The following is a 24,858-nucleotide window of genomic DNA, read 5'->3' as shown; positions in this document are numbered from 1 at the left end:
AGCGGCCTGGATCAACAAGCCGGCACCAGACGGCCCACTGATCCCGGCACAGCGTTAGAACGATCTACCTGCCTTGATCGCTTTGACAGGTTCCGTCGGGGAGTCCGATCTCGGCCATCGCGGCGGCCTCGGCGCGATCCGGCTCCTGCCAGTCCGCACCGAACTCGCGCATGGCCTCCCCGAACCGCTGCATCATCGAGCGGGGCGCCGTCGGCCAGTACACCTTCGGTGTCGGCACGGTCATCGCCAGTGCCGTCATCGTGATGCGGTTTGCCTGGATGTGGTCGGGGTGGCCGTAGAAGCCGTTCTCGTCGTAGGTGACGACCACATCGGGTTGGTGGCGGCGCAAGAGTTCCGCGAGTCGGGCAGCGCCCTCCTCCACTGGTGTCTGCCAGAAGGATCCGGGGGCGTCGTTGGTCGGCCAGCCCATCATCCCGGAGTCGGCGTAGTCCAGCGTCTCCAGATGACTGACCTTCAGGATGTTGCAGCTCGCCTCAAGCTCTTGACGCCGCATCAAGGCGACGGCTGCCGGATCGTGCCTGGGGTCGTCCGGCTTGACACCCCCGGGTCCGTCACCGCAACTGCCGTCGGTGCACGTCACGAGGACCGTGCGGATGCCCTCCGCCGCGTACCGTGCGAGGACACCTCCCGTTCCAGTGGCCTCATCGTCGGGGTGGGCATGCACCGCCATGAGCGTCAAGGGCCGGTCATTCATGAAACAGTCCTCCTGTGTGAAAAGGCCGCGGTCCGAGTCTGCGGCAGGCGTATAAGGGGCCGCCCCGATACGGGTGACCGGGCGTACCGCGGACCCGGGAGCCCCCGGATCACGTCGGGCCGGACGATCTTTTGGCCTCTCTGTCCCCAGCCCGCGCGGCACCGGCCCCCCTGGTGCAACAGCGCTGGCCGGATCGGCTGTTCCCGCCGCGCGAACGCTCCTGCGCCTTGGCGCTGGCGCCCGTGCACTGCCGTGCGTCGTCGACGGCAGCAAGCTCGACCTGGGCTTCGCCTAGGGGGCTCCGAGGGCCGGTCCGGGACGGCTTGCCCCGCACCAGCGTCAGGACCTTCTCCAAGTCGCTCAGGCCGGCGGGGCCCAGCGGCAGCGAGCGTTCGACGAGTTGGAGGAAGCGGGTCCAGTCGCAGCGGATACCGGGCGCGATCCGGTACGGGTCCTCGCCTACCTTGCGGCGTGGCACGTAGAGGTTGCCGGACGAGTCGCTGCCCAGGGAACTGCGCAGGCCCTGCATCCGCGCGTTGAGGGTGCTCGTCGACCATGGGCTGACGGGATCCATGTCGGCACACAGGACACCCGCGCTCCGGCCGGGCCGGAAGTACAACAAGGCGGCCAGCTGAGCCATCCTCGGGCCGTGGCCGGTGCTGTCCACGCCCGTCACCTCAACCGGCCCCAGGACCCTGATCTCCGGGGCGTGCAGGTCCGGCGCCTTGCACTCTTCCGCCTTCGGCACCGTGGGCTCCTCGACGGCGGCCGAGTCGTCGGCCTCACAGTCTGGGCCTCCACTGCTTCGCTGGAGTCCGCAGCGACCGGGGAAGCCGGGGCCGAAGGCGCCGCTGTTTCGGTGCCCGGGAAGGCTTCGTCATCGCGCATGGTCGACGAAGCGGCGGGGGAGAGGAGACGGAGCCCAGACGGTTCGGTGCTGGCGGCGAGCAGGGCCGGGAAGACCTCGCCGCTCACATCCGCTGCCGCCGCTCTGTGTGGAAGGTGTGGACCGCGGCCGGCGTTAGGGGTTGAAGAGTCCCTGCGCCATGCTTGCAGTAGGGAATCCGTCGTCGACCGTGCCAAAGGGGACTCCATGTACATGCACGCGAAGCGCCTCGTCAGCCTGATACTCGCTCCCCTCCTGAGCGTTTTCCTGCTCGCCGGTTGCGGCCGCGGTCTGCGCGCCGACGATGGCCATGCGGACAATCAGTCGTTGGGGGAGCAAGAGAAGCGCGCTCGTCAAGTGGCCGATGCCTGGCGGGGATCTGCGTCCGCCGCTGCCTGGAGCGAGGGCTACTACCCGATGGCCGACGTGGTGCAGATACCGGAATCCGGTTGGCACAGCAAGGCGGACGAGCAGGCCTACGAGACCAAGAACTTCGTGCTGCGCGGCAATCTGCCGACCACTGCCTCCGCGCACGGGACGGTGGACTGGGGAAGCGGGGACACTCTCACCCGCCCACTGTGGGGGGCGAAGAAGGCATACCAGGCGTTCGCCCTCAACCGCAGTAACGGACCCCGGCTGACCGTGACGGGGGCGAGGCTCGGCGAAACGACGATCGTGACGAGCCGAGGCACGGCGACCGTGCCCGCTTGGCTGTTCACGCTCAAGGGCTACGACACCCCGCTCAAGCGTGTCGCCGTCACCCCGTCGAAGCTTCCCAAGTCGCCGATCGGACAAGCTCAGCAAGGGTCTGCCGGCGGTCTCAGGCGTGTCGCCGGGCTGGCCGGGACGGCGATGGGCGGCCGGTCCATCGCGGTGAGGGCCACACACGGAGCCTGCGACGACGGCCCCGTCGTCAAGGTGCTGGAGACGGGCGAGAGCGTAGTGCTGTACGCCTCCGTAGCCGGGGCGCAGAGCGGCCCCTGCACCACCGACATGACCGAACAGACTGTGAAGGTGGAGCTGCGGAAGCCACTCGGTGACCGCATTCTTCTAGACGCCCTCACCGGCCGGCCGGTGCCGTACGGAGAGCCCCACGGGCTGTCGCCGAGTTGGACCTAACAGTCTGGCCCCTCGACCACGTTGACGATCGCGACCGGGTCACCGGACTCGTGGCGCACTTGGTCGCGGAAGTAGTCCCGATCGGCCTCGCTCGCCCCATTCCACAGCGCCCGGTCGACGGGCAAGTGTGCGTACCGTCATTTGGCCGCCGGACGCCTGGTCGTGGCAGCACAGGACGATCGTGCCGGGCGGTACGTCCGTTGCGGCGTGCCAGTGGGTGACCGGTGCCGGGGCCGCCCCGCGCTCGGCGAAGGCGATCAGGTCGGCCGCGTCGATGGGCCGGCCCTTGCCGCGGCTGACCTGGTCACGCAGTTCCTCCAGCATCCCACCGCCCTCGCGGCCGAGGACGTACCCGTACGCGAGGAGCGCCGCCGTTCGGTCTGCGTACGTGCCAGGCAGTCACCCGTACCAGGCGGCCAGGCTCTAGGGTGCGTTTCAGAAGTGGATCTTGATGCGCCAAGATCCACTTCGTGGGGCGGCACGATCTGACGAATGCACAGTGGGCGAAGCTGGAGCCCTTGCTTCCGGTCGGCAAGAAGCCTGGACGGGCCACCGATGCACACCAAGCGGCAGTTGATAGACGGCATACGCTGGCGCACCCGCGCCGGTGCGCAGTGATCACGCTGCTCGGTGCGGGGCACCGGCACTTCGTCCTGGACCTGTGCTTCGTGCCGTTCCTGGACTCGATGGGGCTCGGCACGGTCGTAGCGATCACCAAGCTCATCCGGGAGCACGAGGGATCGTTGCGGATCACGTGCCCCTCTGCCCGGATGCTCAAGGTCTTCCAGTATGGCGGCCTGGGCGACGCCTACGAGTTCTACGACTCGCCACAAGAGGCGACGTGCCAGGCGCCGATGGGCGACGGCCTGGCGCACTGGCCCGGCCCCCACGACTGAGCAGAACAGCGGGCCCAGAGCAGCGGCGCGGCGGATCGCGGCTCCTTGTCTCCGGTGCTGGTCAGCGGCTGAGCGGGGCGCGTTTACGGGCTGTGGGAGTGGCTCCAGCTCACGATGCTGCGGGGGCCCCGGACGGGGTGCCACACGGGCTCGGCAGGGCCGCCTTGCAACAGGTCGACCAGCGGCGCTGCCAGGACGGGGACGTCGCGCAGGAAGCCGGCCAGCGCCGGGTCCGTGGCGGCCGCGCGCAAGGCCTTGAGGCGGGTCTCAATACCGGCGGGGCCAGTGCCGACCAGGACGAACAGCAGCCGCGGGAAGAGCGGGTAATGCCGCCTCCACTCCTCCTGCAGGGGTTCCTGGAAGGCCAGCCGGTGCCGTCTGCCGGGCGCGGGTGCGGGCACGTAGTGGTAAAGGCGGGCATAAGAGTTGAGCTTCGCGGCCAGGCGTTCGGGGCCCATGGTGGCCCGGTCGACCTCGACGAACGCCCGCAGCATCGCCCCCTCGCCGCCCTCACGGCCGCGCCGGTAAAACATGAGGGCGTCGAGGATGACGGCCTCACCGCCCCCGATGGGGTGGTAGCGGTCGGCGCGGCGGGGGATCGGGCGCCTCGGTGTCTCGTTGCGCGTCGGCGGGGCCTCCGCGCTCCGTGCCGGGCGAGGCCCGGCACGCCAGCAGACAGAGCAACCGGCGGGCAGGGCGCAGCGGCACCACAGGCAGCAGCGGCAGCTGCAGGCCTGTCACGATGCTGCGCTGGAAGAACCCTCACCCTACTCGGCTTCGTACCGCTCGCGGGCCTCGTTCACGGCGCGCTGCCAGCTGCGGGGGACACCGTCGTGCTCACGGGCCAGTTGCGCGGCCAGTCCACGGCGGTGACCACCAGCAGCCCTCAGCGCCTCCAGCGCCACCGCAACAGCCCGCTCCCGCTGCTCCCGGCTCGGACCACCCCGATTCGCCCCCTGCCCCTCGCCGGGCCCGACCCGCGGCGCCCAACCGGCCGGTTACCACCTTCGATACCAACGTCAAGGGAACGCTGCTGTGCCTGAAGCAGGAGTTCAGGGTCATGAGAGAACAAGGCGGGGGCAGCATCGTCAACGCCAGCTCTGGCTACGGCCTGATGGGTTACCCCGGGGCGACCTTGTACGTCGGGAGCAAGCACGCCGTCGTCGGAATCACCAAGGCGGCCGCGCTTGAGGGCGCTGCTCACGGTATCCGGGTCAACGCGGTCGCGTCGGGCTACACCCGGGGCGCTATGTACGAGCGGTTCACCGGCGACGACACGGCACGTGATGCGGTCGATTCCGTACTGCCCATGCACCGTGCGGGCACTCCGGAGGAGATCGCCGAGGCCGTCCAGTACCTGGGTTCCGACAAGGCGAGCTACGTCACCGGGCACGTCCTCCTTGTCGACGGTGGCCTGATGGCCGGTGGGCGCCTGTTCCCGAGCTAGAGAATCGAGAGGTCAACAACGGCTGTGTCGCCTTCGGCGGAGTGAGAGCCGTCGACGGGCACGGGGCGCGCTTGATGGGACGCTTCGGCTCTCATCATGGGGAGGTCCAGCAGCACGCGAGCGACATCAAAAGCTTTGACGGCGCTCGTCAGGGTGTCGTCCACGTCGGGGTCGGGCAGTCGTGGATGGCGCTCGGTAGCCCCACGACGTTCAGGACCGGTTCTGTGTCTTGGTCGATCTTGAAGGCGAAGGTTGCTCCGCTGGGTAGGGCCGTGAGCGCGCACTGGTCGCCGAAGGTGAGGGCCGCATAGGGCTGCCAGGGGCGGCCGGCCTGGTCGAGAGCTTGCGTGATGTCCCGGTAGGTGATGGCGGTGGGGAAGAACTGGGTCTCTCCAGGGACGGAGGACGGCAGCTCGATCACGTCGCGTCAGGTCCGGATGCAGATGAGAACGATCTTGCGGCAGCGGGGAGACGCTGAGTTCGAGGTCGCCGTATGCTCCGCTGCTCCGGACCTGCGGGGCTGGCGCTGCGGGGTGTAGACCGGGGGACATGGGCCTGCGGTCGTGGGTTCCGTACCGGCAGCGCTCTCTGCAAGCGTCCGATGCTCTGCTGGCGGTGCCGCTCGGGCTGATCTTGGCCATCCGGCGTCCGCGACATCCCGGTCGGCGAGCTGAAGCACAACACGGTGGCGCTGGCACGGGCGGCGACCGTGCTGGACATCCCGCTGGTCGTCACCACCACTGCGGCCGACAGCATGTGGGGGCCGACCACCCCTGAGCTGGTCCAGGCACTCCCAGTCGGGCAGAAGATCATCGACCGCAGCAGGTCAACGCCTGGCACGAGGACCGGGTCCGCGAAGCCATCGAGGCCACCGGGCGGCAGAAGCTGATCTTCGCTGGGGTGTCACTCGAGGTGTGCGCGGCACTGCCCGCGATCTCCGCAACGGCCGCCGGGTTCGACGCGTACGTCGCCGTGGACGCCTCCGGCACCTTCAGCCAGACCAAGCGGCAGGCCGGACTGCTGCGCATGCAGCAGGCAGGCGTCATCGTTAGCGACTACGCCACCCTCATGGTCGAGGCCCTGGCCGACAACGCCTCCCCCGAGTCCGGCGCCGTCTACGCCGCCCTCGACATGCCGTTCGCCGTCCTGGTCGGCCAGATCTCCGCCGCCTACCAGGCATAGAGGCCCGTCGGCCGACCACCGCGCCCCGGCGCCCTCCCGCGTCGGGGGCACGGCGGCTGCAACTGCCTTCGCCTGGAGACGAAGCCGTGTCTCGGCGCCGACAATCACCAGCCCCTGCTATCGATGCGTGTGTCTCTGGCAAATTGGCCAGTGCCTCCGGCGACCAACCCACAACGTATAGGACGCTGGACAACGCTTCGAAAGAGATGGCTTCAGCGGGTGAACAGGTCGTCGTTCTTACGGACGAAATCGGCTACCCCTGACGGGGGCCGCCCGGTGACCTGCTCCACACCGTCCGCCTTGCGGTCGTACCGATTCTCCGCATGAAGGCGGGCCATGGTGGAGATGTGCTGGAAGACGTGGTCCGGCAGCCCCGTCGGCCTGAGGTCGTTGTCGATCCATTCCTGCAGCGGGACGTCGGCGTAGCTGACCGGTCGGCCCAGGGCTGAGGACACCTCCGCGGCCATGGCGGTGATGTCCTCCGAGCGGGGGCCGGTCAGTTCGTAGGTCCGGCCGATGTGCGGGGCCGGGTCGGTCAGGATCTCCTCCACGACCGCGGCGACGTCGCCGGCCGCCACGGGGGAGGTCTTCGCCTGGCCGAAGGGCAGTCTGATGGTGCCGTCCTTTGCGATCGAGGAGAAGCCGACGCGGAAGAGCGGGTTCTCCATGAACACCGTGGGCCTGATCTGGACGACGGGCAGGCCTGACCAGTCGAGAACCTGCTCGACCAGCCACTGCTGTCGCTGCTGCTTCGACTCGGAGGCGCTGGTGAGGTCCATCTCGGAGACGGTCAACTGCGACATGTTGACGAACACGTCCAGGTGCCCGTACGCGCGCGCGACGGCCGCTGTCGTCACGGCAGCCTCCAGATACTGCGCCGACACGCCCATGCCGAAGTACATGCGTCCGCATCCGGCCAGCGCGTCGGCGACGTCGCCCGCATGCGTCAGGTCTCCGACGACGACCTCGGCGCCGCTCGCGCGCAGCGCCTGCGCCCGTTCGTCATCGCGATGCACCATGGCCCGGACGGGCAGACACCGTCGCCGAAGGCCTTCGGCCACGGATCGTCCGACGGCGCCGACGCTGCCCGCAGCGCCGGTCACCAAAGTGGGCAGCACGCTGGCTTCCGGGGTGCGATCCATAGGGGCAGCGTGCCGCGCCCACGGCCATGGCGCATCCGGAGCCACACGCCTGGCGCCCCTGGGCGACAGCGGAATGCGGGGCACATGGTCATCGGCCAGCCAGCACGGCACAGCGCGTAGGGCCCCCTCTCAGACAAGGTTCAGCGCATCCGGGAAACGGCCCGCCACCTCGCGGTCGCCGGTCACGGTCACACAGTCACGAAGGCACTCGGGTCGTGGCCCAGGCCGTGAGGTCGTGCGCTGTCGACTCCACGGTGGCAGCTGGCCGGGAGCCGCCGGTCGTCGGCGTCACGGTGATCCGCCCCTGCCCAGGATCGAGCAATCCACCCGCCACCGCCCGGCCCGGTCAGCGTCAGCCTGCCCTAGAGGGCATGGCGATCGGCTTCACACGGGCAGGTGGGCCAATACCTGGCCCTGTTCCCTGGTGCGCTCCCGGCATCACCGTCCCTTCACGAACCGCGCCCGCTTTTCGGGCGCCAGTCGCTGCGTCGCATAGCGCACGGTGATGCGTGGCAACTCGTCGAGATGCCGGTCGAGGAAGGCCACCATCAGCGGCTCGTCCCGGCGGCCGATCTCCCGCAGCATCCAGCCGAGCGCCTTGTTTATCAACGGCTCGGGGTCCTGATGCAAGGTCAGCACGAGGCGGAACGTCGGCTCGAAGCGACCCTGGCGGATCAGTGCCAGCGTGGCGAGCACCGCGATCCTGCGGTCCCACAGCCACGATGACGCGGCCAGTTCGTCCAGTACACGGACATCCCCGTCCAGCAGCCACGGCCCGAGCACGAGGTGCGCGGAACCGTCCACCAGGTCCCAGTTGTCCACACACTCGGTACGCGCCAGATAGAAGTCGACTAGCGCCTTGCGGTCCCCGCCGCGCGCCGTGCGCACCTGCTCGACCAGGATGAGCAGCCCGGCGAACCTCTCCTCGTGGACACGGCTGTGCAGCAGCATGTCCACATCGTCGAGCGACAGGCCACGGTAGTAACGCGCCAGTTTGCGCAGCACCGGCACGCGTACGCCGAGCAGTTCATCGTCCCCCGTACGGCTGAGCACCCGTTCCTGCTGGGCCCGCACCGCCGGTTCCGCCAGGTCCCGCAACTCGGCTCGTAATTCCTCGAGCGAAACGATCGTCATGACCGCGGACGCTAGTGCAGGACGCCGCCATCCGCTGACGAGACCCCGCCGGAGGAGCGGCTGGTCAACGGAACACCCCTGCGTCGGCGGGGAGATCGGCAGCGCGAACGCGTCGATTGCCGCCTACAACGGAACACCCTCATTGCCATGCCGCCCACTCCTTCACCGCGAACCGGTCGCTTACGCGCCGCACTTCGGCTGCGCCCGGCCCGGGGAAGTGCGCGGGGAACAGCAGGGCGCCCCGGTCCGCGGCCTCCCTCAGCACCCGGCGCCGGCTGTCCCGTGCGCGGGGCTCGTCCTCGTCGAAAGCTGGGGCAGTCGTCCGGCTCGACGATCTGCAGTGGGCTGTGGAGCAGATCTCCGGCGAACACCGCCCGGTCCGTGCCCGACCGCAGCCATACGACGGCGGAGCCGGGCGTATGGCCTGGGGCGGGCTCGATACGGAGCTGGGCGTCGATGTCGTAGTGGTCGCCCTCCCACAGCACGGTCTGTCCGGCCTGATGCACAGGGGCGACGCTGTCCTCGAAGACGTTGGCCATCTGGGCGCCGGAGCGGGTCTGGTGTCCGTTGGCGGGGTTCCAGTAGTCGAAGTCGGCGCGCGAGATGATGTATTGGGCGTTGGGGAAGGTCGGTCGCCACTGTCCGTCGTCCGTCAAGTGGGTGTTCCAGCCGACGTGGTCGCCGTGGACATGGGTGCAGATCACCGTGTCCACGTCCTGCGGGCGGACGCCTGCTGCGGCCAGCTCTCCGAGGTAGTTGGTGTTCAGGTGGTGGAAGGACGGCATGGCCGGGCGCTCCCGGTCGTTGCCGATGCCGGTGTCGATCAGGATCGTCCGGCCCTCGCTGCGGATCAGCCAGGTCTGCATCATGGTGCGGATCTCGTCGGCGACCGGGTCCAGGAAGGTGGGGGCGAGCCAGTTCTCGTGCGCCCGCCAGTGCTCCACGGGCACATCGGGGAAGATGTAGTCGCGAGCGCTGCCTCTGGCGGGCAGCTCGACCACGCGGGTGATCTCCACGTTTCCAAGCGCGATGGTGTCCATACCCCCAGCCTGCGCGCCGGATGCTGCAGGCGCTATAGGTCACATGACCGCACCTCGGAGGAGCGGGTGCGGCGCGATACGGCCGGTCGGCAACGCGCGACACTGAGAGTCGGACGGTGACCATGGCGGGGCGGGAGAGCGGTCAGCGCCGGGCGTCGCCTGGTGCGAGCAGGCTGGTGACCTCGGCGACCGCCTCCGCGACGGCTTGAAGTAGCGGCGAACGTCCTCCGGCTTTTTGCGCCGGGAGTTGGCCATGAGCATCAGTAGCGAGGCGCCCTGCTCCCCGAGTGGGTCAGGGCGGAGTGGGTCAGCACCACGTCGGATCCCGCGTGCACCTGGAATCTGATTTGAAAATCAACCATCCACGCAGGTCAGACCACTTCCGCTGATTGGAGGGCCGACGAAGATCATCGGCAACATCTCTTGCACCATTCCCTGCGGCATCTCCTGCAGATCTCTTGCGCCATCTCTTGCACGAACCTTCCCGCCGACCGCGCAGCACCGCAGGTCACCACGCCTGCACGGTCGTGGTCGGGAGCCCGACATCCCCCTATGCGCCTCTCGCAGCCGACCCCCGGAACAGAAAAAGAGAAGAGGTGGGGCGGGCTGCGGCTGGCGGTCGGCGCGGCGGGGGATCGGGCGCCTCGGTGTGTCGTTGCGCGTCGGCGGGGCAGCCGCGCTCCGTGCCGGGCGAGCTCGGCACACCGGCAGACACGGCAAGAAGCGGGGCAAGGGCGCAGCGACAGCGGATGTCCGGCAGTTCCGGCGGAAGTTGTCGGCCGGCCGGGATTGGTGGTGTTCACGGGTTACAGCAGCATCGGCCCCAACCCCAGGGTTCACCAAGCCGGTCGCCTGGCATCCACCATGTCCCCGCCGAGACCTCGCTTGCGTGAACGCCGGTGTGCATGATGCCGCCATGGACGCGAGTGGACAGGGCGAGGCCACCGTCGAAGCAGGCTGGCGAGCGGTTCGCGTCGACGGCCGCGTGGATGTGGAGCTGATCGATGCGGCGTACGCTAAGCCGCGCCTACGACAGCTGTTCCCCTGGACGGGCACGGCGGAGCTGCACGTCAGCCGCTGTACCGGCCACCCGTGGACGTGCGACATCCCCTACATCCAGCCCGCCTTGGGAGGCGGCTACCAGGTCTCCGGTCCGCTTCGGGACGAGACGGTGGGCCCAGCGGCAACGGCGGCACACGCCGTCGCCATGGTGGTGGAGCGCCTCCCATCCGGCTGCGGTCCTGCCTTCGTGGGCAATCCGAAGGAACTGCCTGCTCACCAGGCGGCTATGCGTGCACAGACAGCGGCAGATCGCCAGCCGTCGAAGTGACAGCCGGCTAGCCGACAGCGAGCAACGTTCGGGCCAGGGTGCGGAGTTCTTCGTCCGGATGGCCTTGTCCGGAGAGGGGCGAGTCATTGAGCAGGCGGAGCGGGGAGAAGAAGAAGGCACGGAGGGTGGGGCGGAGCTCCTCTGGGACCTGGCCGGTGGCGGCGAGAGCCTTGAGGGCGCGGAGGCCGACCGGGGTGGGGCCGACCAGCTCGACAAGGACGGGGACGGCGCGGTCCGGGGATCCGGTGATCCAGTGGTGGGCCTCGGCGGCCGCCATCCGAGTCCACTCGCCCGCCCCCAGCAGAGGCTCGATGAACGGCAGCAGCGGAGCGGCGGCGCTGCCCAGCGGCTGCAGGCTGCTCAAGCACCAGTGGGTCTGGCCCCGGCCCGAGAGCAGCCCCTCGTAGACGCGAAGCGCCACACCGGCGTCACCGGTCACCTGGTAGTGGGCCACGGCTGCCGCGGCACTGAGCGAGGGGTCGGAGCTCTGGGCGGCGTTGCGCAGCAGGTCGGTGATCTCCTGTGTCTGTATGCCGTTGAGCCCGATTTGGCGGGCGGCAACGATGGCCGCGCGGCCGGTCTTGAGGCAGTCGACCAGTTCGGGCTGGGCGTGGCGGGCGGCGGTACCGAACGGCTCCAGGGCCCCGACAAGGGCGATGCCTGTGTTGCCGGTGGCGTCCGCTGCCAGTTCGCGGCGGATCACGGGTATCAGCTGGTCGGCCGCATCGGGGAAGTGCTGCGCCGCCGCTTTGAGCAGCTGGGCACTGGGGCGGCGCAGCACCAGTTCCGGGGCGCGGGGGTCGCGGGAGCGCACCAGGGCGAGGAGCGCCGGCTCGGCGGTCTCGTCGTCGGCACCCGCGTACCGGTGCAGCGCGTCCCGGAGATCGGCGCCCGGCTCGGGCAGGTGCTCGACCCAGTGGCCGATGGTGCGCAGGCGGCCGGCGAGGGCGCGGGCGTCCTTCTGGTGGGGCAGGGCGGCCAGCAGCAGGTCCAGGACCTCGGGCTCCCGGCCACGCCAGGTCTCGGCGATCTCCTGGGCCAGCCAGGAGCCGCGCGAGCCGATGTCTCCGGTGGCGATCCAGCGGGCGGCCACGGCGAGGCCGGCGTCCGGATCCTGGGTGAGCAGGCGGGTGAGCTGCTCCTCCTGGGTGGTGGTGTCCGACCAGGGGAAGCCGTCGTCCCCCGGATCGGGTTCGGCACCGTCCTCGGCGATGACCTCCACCAGCTCGGCCGGGTACGGCGGCCCGGACCGCTCGGCGGCGAGCAGGGCCGCGGCCAGCCTGACCTCGGGCAGTGGGCTGTCGAGTGCCGGCAACTCCCGGCCGAACCGCGCCAGGACGACCACCGCGTCCGCCCGCACCACCGGGACGGGATCGGTGGCGTACAGCCTTTCGAGCTGCGCCACGACAAAGGCCCGCAGCTCAGCCGGGAGCAGCTCGGCCACGGCTGCGACCACCCGGAGCGCTGCCCGGCGCACCCCCCGTTCAGCATCCTTCAGGCAGGGCAGCAGGTCCGGGAGCACCCGGCAGAGCTCGGCGCAGATCGCGGCGACCGAACTGCCGGGCCAGTGCGGTGATTCGATGTCCGCCGGGTCGTGGTCGGCGAGGACGGCGAGCAGCATCAGCAACTCGTCGCGCTTGCCCGGGGCGTGCCGGACGGCGTGGGCGAGGAAGGGAACGGCGGGTGCCGAAGCCGGGTAGACCGTGCCCTGGTGGTAGATGTTGCCGTAGAGCTCGTAGATCGCCTCGCCGGCCGTCTCCTCGTCGCCCCGGTAGAGCGCCCTGATCAGCTCGGGCACGTCCTCCGCAGAGCCATAGGCGTGGGTCAGGACGTGCCACTGGACGTTATCCAGTTCGTCCGGAGATTTCATGGTCTGCGCTCCTCATCCGATCAGGTGCGCCGACCATATCGATCACCGCTGACAATGCTGCCCGTGCTCGAGGTTCCCTGACCCTGCTCGGCTTCGTTATCGCTGGCGGGCTTCGTTCACGGCGCGCTGCCAGCTGCGGGGGACACCGCCGTGCTCGCGGGCCAGGCGTCGGGGTTGAAACCTCCGGGTGGGCCAACGATCGGGGACCATCCCCGCGGGTGCGGGGAGCAGGCATCCGTGTGCCGCAAGCTGGCCGCAAGGACGGGACCATCGCCGCGGGTGCGGGGAGCAGCTCGCTCGTGCCCGGGGCGGCCCGGCGCCGAGGGGACTGTTTTTATCGGGGTGAACCAGAGCCACTGTCTCGGCGATTTTGAGAGCCAGGCTGCTCCGTCCGTGAAGCAGATGGACGTGGCACAGGTCCGTGATCGTCAAAGTGAATGGGAGCCACCTCTATCGGGTGACTTCTTGATCGGGTCTATGCCGGTTGAGTGTCCGCGTGGAAGGTAGAGCCAGGCGGCGATAGCGTGCTTGTCACCGGGCCCTGCCGGTCCGCGCCCCTGACAGGCGCGGGCCGGCAGGGCCCGTTTCCGTTGTCGGCAGCATCGGAATGGATCTTGGACCCCCGCCTGGGCCGCCACGCGGGACACCGCCGGCTGAGCCGCTTACCCACAGGCTCGAAGGATCCGCGGCGGACGGATAAGGACGCTGGTCCCGGTCCATTGTCAGTGGCTGCCCTTACGCTTCCTCGCGATCACCGACGAGCGACTGTGAGGCTGCCGTGACCACCGAGGACAAGACCATGAAGCACATTGAGGAAGCCATGGCGCTGCAGCACGCAGGCGACCTCGACGGTGCTCGGCAGCGGTTCACTGAGATCTGGGAGGAGATCGCCTCGGACGGCGACCCGTTCCACCGCTGCGTCCTCGCCCACTACATGGCCGATCTCCAGCAGGACCCGCACGACGAACTGGCCTGGGATCTGCGCGCCCTGGACGCCGCCGCGTCGGTCACCGACGACCGGGCCAAGCAGCACGACTCGTCCTTGGCCATCCGCGGGTTCTACCCGTCCCTGCACCTCAACCTCGCCGCGGACTTCCACAAACTCGGAGACACCACACGGGCACGCACGCACCTCGCCCAGGCCCAGGAGTACCTCGATGCGCTCAACGATGACGCCTACGGCCAGGGCACCCGATCGGCAATACAGCGGCTCGCCAGCCAGCTCACCGAGGAAGATCCCACGACGCCGATGACCGACGAAACGAAGTAGTTGATCAAGGCACATTGCCTCAAGTGGTCCCAGCGCAAGCCAATCCCCGGGGCCAACTTGAAGACGTCCAAGGGCCCCAGAATCTTCACCGCTGGGCCGCTGGAAGCCAACATACCGGAGCCGCTGAACCAACGTTAGGGCCAACCCAGATGGGGCGCGAAGGCGCATCTGTCTTGCCCTGCAGGCCCTTGATGTGTTCGGTCAGGGCTGCCGCAGCGAGGTGGCTAATGCCCTCCGTTGTGGGTGCGGATCGCCAGGTCGTCCAGGTGGTGGCAGGTGGTCAGGCCGATGGTGAAGGGGCCTGCATCAGCGCATCTCGCGTTCGTCGCGGGTGGCCTGGAGGCGATAGGACTCGGTGCCGGTCTGGATCAGGGTGCAGCGGAAGGTGAGACGGTCGGCGATGGCCGCGCAGAGCCGGCGGTCGCCGAAGGTCTTCTCCCATTCGGCGAACGGGGAGTTCGTCGCGACCGCGATGGCCTTGCGTTCTTCCCTCTCGGTGAAGATCTGGAACAGCAGTTTGGAGCCCTTCTTGTCCAGGTTCGCGTAGCCGAATTCGTCCAGACACAGCAGGTCGACCTTGCTGTAGCGGGCGATCACGGAGGACAGGCGCTTGGCCGCTTTCGCCTCGGCGAGCTCGTTCACCAGGGCCTGCGTAGTGGTGTAGCGGACCGCCAGCCCGGCTTCGGCGATCGCGGTGCCGATCCCGATGAGCAGATGCGACTTGCCGGTGCCGGAGTCACCGATCATCACCAGCGGGCGGGCCCTCACGGACCCAGCCCGTCGCCTTCAGATCGGCGACGACCTCGACGGGAACGTTGGGGTTCTTGTCGAACCGGAAATCCTCGATCCGCTTGGGACGGGGGAACTTCGCCGAGCGGATCAGCCGCTGCTGGCGGCGGACGTCACGGTCGGCGCGTTCCTTCTGCAGAAGGTCCAGCAGGAATTGCTTGTAGGTCAGCTGCTCACGCCGGGCGGTCGCGGCCAGCTCCACGAACCGCTCACGGAAAGCGGGCAGCCGCAGATCCCGGCAGGCTTCGTCGATCGCGGCGTCCTCCGGGTCGCCGGGCAACGGCACCCGGGGCGGCGGGACCTGCCCGTCGCGCCGTTCCTCGGCCGCCGCTCCTGCCCGCCCTCCCTCCCCATCGAGCTCCAGCTGGGGGAGTGGCTGGAGGAGCGGCACGGCTGGACGGTCAAGCAGACCGGGCAGTTCACGGTGGCGGTGGGCGGCCATCACGGGGTGCCGCCTGAGCACGGCCAGATCCAGGCACTCGACCGCCACCCCCATCTGCTGCGCACGCACGGCCCGAGCCGGACGCTGTGGAAGCGGGCGCAGGAGGAACTGCTCGACGCCTGCGCCAACGAGTTCGGCGTACGGGAGCACCTGGCGGCCTGGCGGGCGGTGAAACTGCCGCAGCCGGTGCAGGTGCTGCTGTCCGCGCTGGTCATCGTCTCCGACTGGATCGCCAGCAATCCCGACCTCTTTCCCTACTTTCCCGAGGACGTACCCCGCACCAGTGCCTCCACGACCACGCCTGTCTGCAGGACGCGCTGCGCGAGGAACCGTGGCAGGCCTCGCCCTGGTACCGCACGTGCTCCCCGCGCCCGCGGGGATGGTCCCTGCACGTTCCCCACGTCGGCCACAGACTCGCGGTGCTCCCCGCGCCCGCGGGGATGGTCCCTCGGACAGACGATCTCGGCCGGGCTCACCTCGGAGACACCCCTCGTATGCACAGATGTGAGGGAGGACTGCCCCCGAAGCGGCCCTCCCGCTACTCACTGGGCGTCGGGATGAAGGCCACGACCGAGCCGGCCGACGGGTCGGATTGACGGTGCGTCCTGGCGGCCCCTGGCATACCCGCTCCTTCGCGCTCAGCGGCTTCCCGAAGGTCGATCTGAAATCCGTCGCGGTGGTCGTCGAGGGTCGGGTTACGGAACCAACAACTGCTCGAAACCGGTGATCGGGATGCTTGCCCCGTAGCGAACGTTCCATCCTTCGACGATCGCCACCCGCAGTAGGTCGCCGCGCACGTCACCCACCACTCGCGGGGAAGCCACACCAGGCCTGTTCTCGTAGTTGAACGAGATCACGTCGATGAACACCGGCGCCTTCAACTTCCGACCGAGGCCGAGCAACGCCTGCGCGATGGCCGGGTAAGGCGTGAACTCGGGGTTGGCCAGCCAGCCTCTGAGGTCCTGCTCGGGAACGCTGAAATCGACCCCCATCGCCGCGAGCGCCTCGATAACGGCAGGGGCGAGTGGCGGCCCGAAGCGGTCGGTGTCGATCCGCAGCATCTCGTCGTAGAGCACTGCGGCGTCAGCGCGGGCCACGTTCGCATCGTGTGCGCGGCCGAGCGCATCGAACTGCCGTGACACGGCGAACATGGCGAACACGCGGTCCAGCCAGGGGCCCGGGCAGCCGGTCCTGTTCTCCTTGCGGCTCGGGCTTGCGGCGGTGCGGAAGTCGAGGGTGATAGCCGTCTGCTCGCAGCCAGGGTGCCGTATCTCGATCAAGCCGTCGTGGCCGCCGGGCGCGCGCATGAACTGACCTGACACGAGCGGCAGCGTAGTGAAGTCCCCGATCGGCTCGGCGAGGTCGACGACGCGGGGGGTGTACTTCATCTGGGTGAGGTCCAGCCACATGGCGATCTTGCGGCCGTCGGGAGCGTTGAACACGTAGCGGCCGCCGTACTCGAGCTGCGCCGGCAGATGGACGTTGCCTGCCTTCACCCGCTCCTGGAACTGCTCGAAACCGAGACCGGCCGCTGCGCTGGTCTCCATGAGGTACGCGAAGCCGAGACTGTCCAAGGGCTCGATCAACTGGTCGGGGCGGGCTGGCGCCGTCCGATAGGCGGCCAGGTAGAAGCCGAGTGGGGAGCGGTCGGCGAAGATCCACGGGCCGACGGGACCGAACCTGCCGTCCCGCGAGATCGCGAGGTCAATGTTGTCGTCGGCTTCGCCCTTCCACGCCACGCACAGCAGCCCGTTCCCCGAGCCGATCGTCGGTGGCTGTTCGCTGATGTCGCTGAGGACGACCTTCGATTCGAGGCCTTCGACGCCGAAGCCGCCGGCCGTGTTGCCGATCAGGACGACCTGCGCGATGTTGAGGTTCTCGTTGCCCGATCCCTTCCAGGAGAAGAACAGGCGTCCGCCATGTGCGGCAAGGGAGGGCCCGTGGCTGCTGGTCTCGTTGAACGTCTTCGTGGTGAAGCTGACGCCGTCGGCGGAGAACGCGAGGTTGACGGCGTCGTTCCCCGAGCCCTTCCAAGCCAGGAAGAGCCGCCCGCCGTGTGACGCCAGCGCCGGCGCCGCCTCGCTCGTCTCACCCAGCGTGACCTTGTTCTCAAGCGCCATGGTGAACGCGCCGGCAGTGTTGCCGATCAAGGTCACCCTGGCCACGTTCAGGTGTTCGTCGAGGCCGACCCACGCCAGATAGAGCCTGCCGTCATGAGACGCGAGCGCCGGTGCGTACTCGCTCGTCTCGTTCAGCGTGGTCTTGCCCTTCCAGGTGGGCGGAAGCGGGAACTGCCTGGACGCGACATCGGCCGGCCACCAGTCGTCGCAGAACGCGATGTTGAGGCTGTCGTTGCCGGATCCCTTCCAGGCGAGATAGAGGCGTCCGCCGTTCGAGGCGATGGCCGGTGACGTGTCACTGGTCTCGGCGAGCACCGATACCTGCTCGATGCCCTCGACACCGTCGATGCCCATGACCGTCGTGGCCTGGACCTTGCCGATGTTCAGGTTGTCGTTGCCGGATCCCTTCCAGGCGATGCAGAGCTGGTCGCGGTGCAGTGCCAGCGCCGGCGTCGCCGACGTCGACTGCTCCTCGACGGTCTTCCGTTCGGCCGGACGCATGTTCGCCCCGGCGGCGAAGCCGGGCACGACGCCGTAGTTCACGCTCTGCGCGCGAAAGGCATCCGGATCCTCCGGGTCGTCGTTGTAAGGGTCGATGCGCGGATCCGGATAGGCCTCGAAGCGCAGCAGGTCGTGGAACGCGGTCTCCGCCCGAGTGGGTATGACGGTCGTCGCCTGTGCGCGGGAGGTCTGCTCCCATGCCTGTTTGAACAGGTCGACCTCGTCGTGGCCGTATCCGCTGTTCAGGAAGGACCCGCCCGCCGAGATCAGGAACGACGGCGAGTGGTGGTAGATCTCCAAACCGCCCTCCGCGTCATCTGGCGAGGCCGTCAGCCGGGGCCGGTTGCCGTGGTAGAAGCGGTGCAGCGACGGCGGGTTGTCCTGCCTCAGCGCTAGCGTGTAGACGGTGGGCGGCGGCCGGTACGCGGCCAGGGCACCCAGCAGGCCGGTGAAGGACTGGGTGTCCGGGAAGCGGGTCGGCTTGCCTGCCGCGTCGAGCAGCCCGGTACAGGCGAGGAAGAAGCCGGCTACCTGGTCGGCCTGGTCCGAATAGAGATTGTTGCGAAGGTTGGCCTGATGGTTGATCCGGTGCTGCTGCCGCCGGAACGGCGTGACCCGCCGGCCGCGATTGCTCGACAGCGCGAACTTCATCATCACGTAGTCGAGGACCATCCGCGCGGCGTCCTGCACCACCGGGTCACGCGCGAACTCATGCAAGTTGAGTATGGGGTGTAGCGCCAGACGCTGGTACGGCCGCGAGTTGAACTCGAGGAAGTCGTGGCGCAGGAACCGCTGCATCGAGTCGAGCAGGTAGGTCTTCAGCCCGCGGTTGTCGAACTTCGGGTCCGGGGTCTCGTCGAACCGGAGCTGGTTGATGAGGTACCGGCTGCTCTCGATCATGAGCAGGTGGTTCTCGGTCTCCGACCCGGCGATGTTGAGGAACGAGAACTCCACGACCTCGATCGCGGGCGGGTGCCCACCGACCAGATAGTCCGGCAGCAGATCGTCCATGATGAACTTCACCAGGTCCGGCCCCAGCTGCGCCGAATAGCGGTAGAGCAGCACTATCAGACCTTTGACGGCCATGTCGTAGTCGCGCTCGGTGCTGGCGCCCTTGGTTCCGACCAGGCCGTTTCCCCGGTTGAGCCGACGCAGCGCGGCGGGCATGGCCGTGGCGCTGGGCTCCTCGCCGGGCGGCGTGAAACCCGGATCCAGCGCGAGCATGTGGCAGTGCGCGATGAGGGTCGTCGTGTTGTCCTCGCCGGCCTGCTCGGCCTTGATGTCCTTGAGGCGCCGGGTCAGCGCGAAAAACCTGGCGATGCCGTCCGCTCTCGCCTTGTGCGTGGCGAAGGCGTTCGCGGGCGAGCCGTCGGCGGCGACCGGGTCCAGCGGATCAACATCGGCCATGGCTATCCTCGCTCGATCAGGGCGCGCAGTCGGCGACGCGCCGGTGCAGACTCACTGGTGCGCGCGCCTCCCCGTCCCTGGCCTTACGTGTCAGACCAGTTACTAGCAGCGAAGTGGCAGGGGCGCTAGCCCGCCTTCCGGTGGAATGTGGCCAGTGTCCCGTCGTGGATCTCTGTGGTTTCTTCGACTTCGTCCGGCCAGTCCACCGGGCCCCTCACCGAGGCTCTCCGCAAAGTCGCCTACGTCTCTGCCTGTGCCGGTTCCGCGTCGGGGGGCTGTGGTGTGGGCGGGGTCGGCGGCAGGCCGTTCGACGAGTTGCCGCGCCTTTACCCCGTTCGTCCGGACGAAGTATCCGACCCCGCGCATTCCGGCGGGTCAACCGATCTGATGCAAGAGTGGCCTGGTCCTACTGGGGCTCGTAGAGCCGTGCCGCGCGGGCGTTGGACGCCCGCGCGGCACGAGCGAGCTACGGCTTCGTCTGGACCCGGTCGAGCGCCGGCGGGGTGAGCGGCGCCTGCGCGCGCAGGTAGCCGGCCAGCGCGTCGGGGCCGGAGTAGACGGTCCGGTGCTGGTTGCGGGCGCCGAGCAGGGTGGTGAACCCGGGAGCGGCTTGGTTGGGCACGAACTCCTTGGACAGCGCCGCGACGCGGTAGGTGGCGTTGGGTGTGAGCCGCTTGCCGTCGATACGGATGTCTTGGAGCTTGACGCGCTGACCGACGGGCGCCTTTGGGTCGTAGCTGTAGCTGACGTTGTTCGAGACACTAAGCGGTCGGAAGGTGACGGTTCCGCCAGCGCCCTGCTGCCACTGGCTCTCCAGCAGCTGGTTGAGTTCGCGGCCGGTCACCTTGCCGCTGGTGAGTGCCGCGCCGAAACCACCGGTCTCGTGGATCACCCCGGCCATGATCTCATCGAAGAGGACGCGGCCCGGGGCGTCGGCGGGTCGGTTCGCCGTCGGCGCGTAGGTAAGGTCGCGCAGCAGGGTGTTCGGCAACACGAGCCCGACGTCGGCACCGCCGTCCTTCTGCGCTGCCCACCGGAACGCGTCGGCGGTGGCATTGCCCAGGGTCGACTCCTCCGCGTCCGCAGACGTACGGGCGAGGTCGCCAGCGATGTCGGCGACAGGTTCGTTGCGTCGCTCAGCGAGCCGGTCGCGCCAGTACTTCGCCATCCGCAGAACCTCGGGGTCCGGCGTCACGGTGCGGGTGTTGGCGTGATTGATGGCCACGGTGCGGTCGCGCAGGACGTCGCCGGTCTCGGGGTCCAGCTGCAGGTTGATCTCGCTGATGAGGCGGCCGTGGTTGGCAGCCTCGACGACCGGGCGGGGGTTGCCTGCCGGGTCGGGCAGCATGCAGTTGCCGAGGGCATGCCAGTGCCCGGTGACGACGGCGTCGACGGCGGGCGCGATTTGCTTGTTCATCTCGACCATCGGTCCAGAAGGGTTCGTGCAGTCGTTGTAGAAGTCGCCGGCCTGCGCGAATCCCTCGTGCACCACCGCGACGATGGCCTCCACGCCCTGGGCCTGCAGCTCAGCCGCGTAGCGGTTGATCTCCTGCGCCTCCGGCAGAACCCGCAACTGGTTAGAGGGCCAGTACGAGAGCCCTCCGTCGGGCGTGGTGGTCGTGGTGGCGTGGATGAAGCCCACAGGCAGCGTGCCGCCATGGCCGTCGCCGACCTGCTCGATGTGATAGGGCCTCACCACTAGTTTGTCGGTCGCGCCGTCGACGACGTTGGCCGAGTAGTAGTCGTAGTCGGCGCCGTGGAACCGCTGCCCGGTGGAGTCGGTGAAGCACAGGTCGCCGTCGGGGCGGCCCTTGCAGGTGCCCTCCATCATGTGGCGGAGGTAGTCGAGGTTGCGGTCCAGCTCGTGGTTCCCGATCGTCGAGAACTGCAGACCAATGTGGTTGAGGTACTCGATCGTCGGCTCGTTCCAGAAGAAGGCAGTCTCAAACGGCCAGCCGGAGAAGTCGTCCCCAGCCGAGAACAGGATCGAGTTCTTCTCGGGCAGGGCGGCCTGGTCGCGGAGACGGTCCAGGTGGGCTGCCAGGTAGGCGCCGCCGCCGACGGTCTGGGTCGCCTCACCGGCGTGGGCGCCCGGCACCGTCGTGGTGTAGTCGCCGAAGTAGCCGTGGAGGTCGGTGATCGACAGTAGCTGCACCGGGACGGGGTCAGTCGCTTCGGCGGCGGTGTCATCCGCCATGACGGCAGCGGGCGACGCCAAAGTCAGGACGAGGCCTGCGGCGATCGCGGTGGCCAGTCGACGCCACCGAGGGCGACTGATCCGCAAGCGGGCGTTGGACATCGTGCTACGGCTCCTTGTGAGAGGTAAGTGGCCACTGAGGACTCGTCATGCCCACATCCAGGCAACGCGACACCGAGCTAACGGCCGCCGTGAGTGTTCTGTCGAGATGCGAACTTTGGGTGACATACGAGCGCCAGGAGCCGGAACTTCCTTTCCTGCCTCGCCGTGCCCGACCCGTGCCCGATGGGAGCGTCGCGGGGTTCAACGGCGGCCTGTTGCTGGCCTGTTGCATGACGTCGACTGATCCCTTCCGTGCGCGACAGCCAGGTAGCACGATCACTCACCACCGTGATCAATCCGATTCCCAAGCCGAGAACGCGAGTTCGATCTCGTCACCCGACGAGCGGCGGTGGAGATTGGGGGTGAGGAAGCCTCACGGATGTTCAGAGCTATGGTCGTTGACGTCCCCGATGTGCTCGTGGTCGGCGGAGTCGCTCACAACCACCCATTCGATGCCCGGCCGGAAAGGTCGGCGCCATGGCCGTGGTTCGGGGGTCTGGGCTGCTCAGTCAGGTCATCGAGCGCGGCCATCGGGCCGTCTCATGAGGTTTTGCGAACTCACCCGGGGTCTTCGTCCGCTCCTGCGGTTGGCGCGGGACGAGTGCGCCTTATCCGCGGCGACCGCGTCGGGGCGAGTGCGCGGGCGGCCTACCGGCCCGCGCACCTTGATGCGTTCCAGGACAGCGGTGAAGCGGGGACTGTCGGCGGCTTGGCCGGGCGTGAGGACGAAGGACAGCGGACGGCAACGGTGGTCCGCCGACAGGTGTACCTTGCTGGTCAACCCGCCGCGGGAGGGGCCCAGTTCGGCGGCGCGGAGACGGGCCTTGCGACGGCGGCGCCGGCGCCGGCGCTCCTCACGGTCCTCGTCGGGCGCCTCGCCCCGGTCGGCTAGCTGGTCGTTTTGCCCCTTTGGAGAAGCCCGTTACCTTCTTCCTGGCCTCGCAACGAGGCCCCCGGCCTTCGACCCCGGCATGACTTGAATCCCCGGTCGATGATGATCGAAAAGGTGGTGTCACCGGGCGTCGGAGGCATTGGCAGACCGCTGATTAGAGGCCCGAGCACCGATCCCGGACCGGGTGAGGCAGTCTCTTCGTAACGTGGATGCCGGCACGCTGATGCCACAGGTGAGGCCGGGAAGAGCGCGAGTACAGGAGCAAGTACGTGACCGGTGACGGCGACATCGACGTGGCAAGGGAGCGTGGTCGTCCCGGGCACCGAGGCGGCCGCACTGATCATCCCCAGTCTCGTCTCCACACTCGGCTCCGTGTTGGACCAACGCAGACTCCTCGCGACCCGGATCGAGGAACTCCTGCGGACACCTGGCCGCTTACGCCGGCCTGGCCCCGGTCACTCGCACCTCCGGCCCCTCCATCCGCGGCGAACACCCCGCCCGGCGAGGCAATAAGCAGCTCAAACGTGCCTTCTACCTCGCTGCGTTCGCCTCACTCTCACAACCGGAGTCACGGGCCTACTACGACAGGAAACGCCGTGAGGGAAAGCACCACGTCGCAGCCCTGATCGCCCTCGCCCGACGCCGCATCGATGTACTCTTCGCCATGCTCCGAGACGGCACGTTCTACGAGTCCCCGGCCCCCGTCACGGCTTGACGAAGCCCATAGAGGCACCTTTTCCCGAGCGCGGCAAAACATCGCCGGCATCCAAGGGCGGGCTCGCCCATAAGGCAGGCAGACATCGGGAGCGCAATTAGCGATATACGGAACGGCGGAATGCATGATACGTCATACGGTCAGCCGTCATGGATTCAGTCGTAGGGGCATAGCTTCACCAAGCAAGTCAAGACTTATCTTTAGGGAACTTTGACCATATGGTGTGGCTCGAATCGAGGGAGCCCCCCTGTTGTCGAAAATGAATGATCCCGCTGTGCGTGCGGTTGAATCGGAGCAGGATTATGTGTCCTCCTTGTATGAGTTGCTCACCGAGCGGCTTTCCGAGGCGCGAGTACACCGAGCGAGTCTGCTGAAGGCCCCGGCGGACAGCGCCGGTGAGGCATACGAGAGAGAAATCGCCGCCGAGAGTCTGGCCAAGGAAATCGGCCGGCTGGAGGGCGCCGAAAAGGGGCTGGTCTTCGGGCGCATCGACTGGACGGATGGCACGGCCCTGCGCATCGGGCGGATCGGACTGCATACGGAGGAGGATGACCTGCCTCTGCTCGTGGACTGGCGCGCGAACGCGGCGCGGCCCTTCTACGAGGCGACACCGGTCCACCCGATGGACCTGCGGCGGCGCCGGCACCTGCGCCTCGAGGAGCGCACGGTCATCTCGGTGAGCGACGAACTGCTGGACGGGACCGCCCCGACCGACGAGGACGTCGTGGGGGACGGCCCGTTGACCGAGGCTCTGTCGGCACGGCGTACGGGCAGGATGCACGCGGCCGTCGCGACGCTGCAGGCCGAGCAGGACGAGATCGTCCGCTCCGCCCACCGCGGGGTGACCTGGTGCAGGGCGGGCCCGGCACCGGCAAGACGGTGGTCGCCCTGCACCGGGCGGCCTATGTCCTGTACGCGTTCCCGCGCGCCGCGGAGGAGGGTGTCCTGGTGGTGGGCCAGAACGCCCCGTTCCTCGACTACATCTCCCAGGTCCTTCCCTCGCTCGGAGAGAACGACGTCGTTCTGGCGACCTGCCGGAACTGGCCGGAGTATCCACGGACACGGTGGACCCGTTCGATACGGCGCGTCTCAAGGGCAGCTCCGACCTCGCCGACGCCTTGGCCGGCCTGCTGCGCGTCCACCAAGCCCCCGCCGGTGACTTCACCGTACGGGTCGGACAGGAACTGGTTCACCTGTCCGGCGAGGCAGTCGCCACGGCACGCGACGCCGCCGTGGCAGCCGCACCGGGGCACAACCCCGCGCGCCAGGTGTTCAGGGAGCTCTTGGTCGACGCCGTCACCGACGCGATGCAACGAGACATGGGCGACCTCCTGGAGGACGAGCTCCTCCAGGCCGCCCGTGTAGCCCCTGCCGCCCAGGACGAAGCCCCAGTCCCCGTTCGACCTGCGGCGGAAGGAGCCGAGCACCAATGCGGCCGAGAGCGACGACCGCACGGTGGTGGTCGTGCTGGAGGAGGTGACCGCCTGGAGCGCGGTGGTGCGGTGCGGCGGACCCGGGCACGCCGCAGGAGCGGTGTTGCTGAGCCTGCTGGCTCGGGGGTGCGGGTCCACGTGATCGCGCTTGGCGTCACATAGTGGTGCACCGCCACTCTCCCGAACAGCTGACGCCTGCTGGACTTCGAGGGCGGCAGGGCCCTCTTCT

At 68.5% G+C, this 24,858-nt stretch carries 18 protein-coding genes and 6 pseudogenes; 9 read left to right on the top strand and 15 right to left on the bottom strand.

Annotated features, from left to right (window positions below; all coding sequences use genetic code 11):
- Positions 1–94 precede the first annotated feature (94 nt).
- The 3 genes and pseudogenes from ACFY4A_RS34165 to ACFY4A_RS34155 all read right to left on the bottom strand — a co-directional run.
- Positions 95–715: pseudogene (locus ACFY4A_RS34165) on the bottom strand (PIG-L deacetylase family protein); the annotation flags it as partial.
- Between the two features lie 109 nt (positions 716–824).
- Positions 825–1,463, bottom strand: coding sequence for a hypothetical protein (locus tag ACFY4A_RS34160; RefSeq protein ID WP_390833197.1), 639 nt, complete (start codon positions 1,461–1,463; stop codon positions 825–827).
- Positions 1,464–1,736: 273 nt separating this feature from the next.
- Positions 1,737–1,913 (bottom strand): hypothetical protein, encoded by a 177-nt coding sequence (locus tag ACFY4A_RS34155; RefSeq protein WP_390833196.1) that lies wholly within the window; start codon positions 1,911–1,913, stop codon positions 1,737–1,739.
- Between the two features lie 15 nt (positions 1,914–1,928).
- Between ACFY4A_RS34155 and ACFY4A_RS34150 the strand changes: the two genes are divergently transcribed.
- Positions 1,929–2,720, top strand: coding sequence for a hypothetical protein (locus tag ACFY4A_RS34150; RefSeq protein ID WP_390833195.1), 792 nt, complete (start codon positions 1,929–1,931; stop codon positions 2,718–2,720).
- A gap of 614 nt (positions 2,721–3,334) precedes the next feature.
- On the top strand, positions 3,335–3,616 hold the full coding sequence (locus ACFY4A_RS34145; RefSeq protein ID WP_390833194.1) for an STAS domain-containing protein: 282 nt from the start codon (positions 3,335–3,337) through the stop codon (positions 3,614–3,616).
- Positions 3,617–3,699: 83 nt separating this feature from the next.
- Here ACFY4A_RS34145 and ACFY4A_RS34140 read toward each other — a convergent pair whose 3' ends face one another.
- Together ACFY4A_RS34140 and ACFY4A_RS34135 are read right to left on the bottom strand one after the other, a co-directional pair.
- Positions 3,700–4,215: a replication-relaxation family protein gene (locus tag ACFY4A_RS34140; protein ID WP_390833203.1), complete on the bottom strand. Its 516-nt coding sequence runs from the start codon at positions 4,213–4,215 to the stop codon at positions 3,700–3,702.
- 168 nt (positions 4,216–4,383) lie between these two features.
- Positions 4,384–4,521 carry a hypothetical protein gene (locus ACFY4A_RS34135; RefSeq protein WP_390833205.1) on the bottom strand — a complete coding sequence of 46 codons (138 nt, stop codon included), beginning with the start codon at positions 4,519–4,521 and terminating at the stop codon, positions 4,384–4,386.
- A 107-nt stretch (positions 4,522–4,628) separates the two neighbouring features.
- Between ACFY4A_RS34135 and ACFY4A_RS34130 the strand changes: the two are divergent.
- A pseudogene (locus ACFY4A_RS34130) lies at positions 4,629–5,063 on the top strand (SDR family NAD(P)-dependent oxidoreductase); the annotation flags it as partial.
- Positions 5,064–5,211: 148 nt separating this feature from the next.
- Here the strand turns inward: ACFY4A_RS34130 and ACFY4A_RS34125 are convergent.
- Entirely contained in the window at positions 5,212–5,484 is a 273-nt protein-coding gene (locus ACFY4A_RS34125; RefSeq protein ID WP_390833193.1) for a hypothetical protein, read from the bottom strand.
- A 440-nt stretch (positions 5,485–5,924) separates the two neighbouring features.
- Here ACFY4A_RS34125 and ACFY4A_RS34120 point away from each other — a divergent pair, with 440 nt between their 5' ends.
- Entirely contained in the window at positions 5,925–6,245 is a 321-nt protein-coding gene (locus tag ACFY4A_RS34120; protein WP_390833202.1) for an isochorismatase family protein, read from the top strand.
- Positions 6,246–6,457: 212 nt separating this feature from the next.
- On the opposite strand, the gene ACFY4A_RS34115 is transcribed toward ACFY4A_RS34120, so the two are convergent.
- The 3 genes and pseudogenes from ACFY4A_RS34115 to ACFY4A_RS34105 all read right to left on the bottom strand — a co-directional run bounded on the left by ACFY4A_RS34115 (position 6,458) and on the right by ACFY4A_RS34105 (position 9,561).
- Entirely contained in the window at positions 6,458–7,387 is a 930-nt protein-coding gene (locus tag ACFY4A_RS34115) for an NAD(P)H-binding protein (protein ID WP_390833192.1), read from the bottom strand.
- Between the two features lie 438 nt (positions 7,388–7,825).
- Positions 7,826–8,521: a DNA alkylation repair protein gene (locus ACFY4A_RS34110; RefSeq protein WP_390833191.1), complete on the bottom strand. Its 696-nt coding sequence runs from the start codon at positions 8,519–8,521 to the stop codon at positions 7,826–7,828.
- A 139-nt stretch (positions 8,522–8,660) separates the two neighbouring features.
- Positions 8,661–9,561: pseudogene (locus tag ACFY4A_RS34105) on the bottom strand (MBL fold metallo-hydrolase).
- A gap of 916 nt (positions 9,562–10,477) precedes the next feature.
- Between ACFY4A_RS34105 and ACFY4A_RS34100 the strand changes: the two are divergent.
- The gene (locus ACFY4A_RS34100) at positions 10,478–10,891 is read left to right on the top strand and encodes a DUF6193 family natural product biosynthesis protein (protein WP_390833189.1); all 414 of its coding nucleotides are present in this window, start codon (positions 10,478–10,480) and stop codon (positions 10,889–10,891) included.
- 7 nt (positions 10,892–10,898) lie between these two features.
- Here ACFY4A_RS34100 and ACFY4A_RS34095 read toward each other — a convergent pair whose 3' ends face one another.
- A complete protein-coding gene (locus ACFY4A_RS34095) occupies positions 10,899–12,761 on the bottom strand; it encodes a hypothetical protein (RefSeq protein ID WP_390833188.1) in 1,863 nt (620 codons plus the stop codon).
- Between the two features lie 778 nt (positions 12,762–13,539).
- On the opposite strand from ACFY4A_RS34095, the gene ACFY4A_RS34090 reads away from it, so the two are divergent.
- Positions 13,540–14,031, top strand: coding sequence for a hypothetical protein (locus ACFY4A_RS34090; protein ID WP_390833187.1), 492 nt, complete (start codon positions 13,540–13,542; stop codon positions 14,029–14,031).
- Between the two features lie 306 nt (positions 14,032–14,337).
- Here the strand turns inward: ACFY4A_RS34090 and ACFY4A_RS34085 are convergent, their stop codons facing one another.
- A complete protein-coding gene (locus ACFY4A_RS34085; RefSeq protein WP_390833186.1) occupies positions 14,338–14,799 on the bottom strand; it encodes an ATP-binding protein in 462 nt (153 codons plus the stop codon).
- Positions 14,768–15,331: an ATP-binding protein gene (locus tag ACFY4A_RS34080; RefSeq protein ID WP_390833185.1), complete on the bottom strand. Its 564-nt coding sequence runs from the start codon at positions 15,329–15,331 to the stop codon at positions 14,768–14,770. Before ACFY4A_RS34080 ends, ACFY4A_RS34085 begins: the two co-directional genes overlap by 32 nt.
- Between ACFY4A_RS34080 and ACFY4A_RS34075 the strand changes: the two genes are divergently transcribed.
- Positions 15,245–15,823: an HD domain-containing protein gene (locus ACFY4A_RS34075; RefSeq protein ID WP_390833184.1), complete on the top strand. Its 579-nt coding sequence runs from the start codon at positions 15,245–15,247 to the stop codon at positions 15,821–15,823. The two genes, ACFY4A_RS34080 and ACFY4A_RS34075, sit on opposite strands and share 87 nt — an antisense overlap.
- Before the next feature lie 134 nt (positions 15,824–15,957).
- On the opposite strand, the gene ACFY4A_RS34070 is transcribed toward ACFY4A_RS34075, so the two are convergent.
- From ACFY4A_RS34070 to ACFY4A_RS34060, 3 genes and pseudogenes are all read right to left on the bottom strand, one after another.
- Positions 15,958–19,290, bottom strand: coding sequence for a hypothetical protein (locus tag ACFY4A_RS34070; RefSeq protein WP_390833183.1), 3,333 nt, complete (start codon positions 19,288–19,290; stop codon positions 15,958–15,960).
- Positions 19,291–19,756: 466 nt separating this feature from the next.
- Complete coding sequence (locus ACFY4A_RS34065; RefSeq protein WP_390833182.1) at positions 19,757–21,487, bottom strand: bifunctional metallophosphatase/5'-nucleotidase; 1,731 nt, start codon at positions 21,485–21,487, stop codon at positions 19,757–19,759.
- A gap of 670 nt (positions 21,488–22,157) precedes the next feature.
- Positions 22,158–22,472, bottom strand: a pseudogene (locus ACFY4A_RS34060) (transposase); the annotation flags it as partial.
- Between the two features lie 312 nt (positions 22,473–22,784).
- On the opposite strand from ACFY4A_RS34060, the pseudogene ACFY4A_RS34055 reads away from it, so the two are divergent.
- Together ACFY4A_RS34055 and ACFY4A_RS34050 are read left to right on the top strand one after the other, a co-directional pair.
- Positions 22,785–23,196, top strand: a pseudogene (locus tag ACFY4A_RS34055) (transposase); the annotation flags it as partial.
- 259 nt (positions 23,197–23,455) lie between these two features.
- Positions 23,456–24,534 (top strand): annotated as a pseudogene (locus ACFY4A_RS34050) (ATP-dependent DNA helicase); the annotation flags it as partial.
- Between the last annotated feature and the right edge of the window lie 324 nt (positions 24,535–24,858).

Origin of the sequence: Streptomyces sp. NPDC001292 (genome assembly GCF_042896465.1) — a bacterium.
In the GTDB taxonomy this organism is placed as follows: domain Bacteria; phylum Actinomycetota; class Actinomycetes; order Streptomycetales; family Streptomycetaceae; genus Streptomyces.
Note: the sequence above shows the minus strand (reverse complement) of the source record. Positions and strands in the feature narration are given on the sequence as shown.

Bases quoted from the DNA above. Each gene is read 5' to 3' on its own strand.
- ACFY4A_RS34155 (WP_390833196.1), bottom strand. From the start codon at position 1,913: ATGGCCATCGTCGGCGCGCAGACCGCGGCCGCAACCGGCGAGCAGGAA.
- ACFY4A_RS34115 (WP_390833192.1), bottom strand. From the start codon at position 7,387: ATGGATCGCACCCCGGAAGCCAGCGTGCTGCCCACTTTGGTGACCGGC.
- ACFY4A_RS34110 (WP_390833191.1), bottom strand. From the start codon at position 8,521: ATGACGATCGTTTCGCTCGAGGAATTACGAGCCGAGTTGCGGGACCTG.
- ACFY4A_RS34100 (WP_390833189.1), top strand. From the start codon at position 10,478: ATGGACGCGAGTGGACAGGGCGAGGCCACCGTCGAAGCAGGCTGGCGA.
- ACFY4A_RS34095 (WP_390833188.1), bottom strand. From the start codon at position 12,761: ATGAAATCTCCGGACGAACTGGATAACGTCCAGTGGCACGTCCTGACC.
- ACFY4A_RS34070 (WP_390833183.1), bottom strand. From the start codon at position 19,290: ATGGCCGATGTTGATCCGCTGGACCCGGTCGCCGCCGACGGCTCGCCC.
- ACFY4A_RS34065 (WP_390833182.1), bottom strand. From the start codon at position 21,487: ATGGCGGATGACACCGCCGCCGAAGCGACTGACCCCGTCCCGGTGCAG.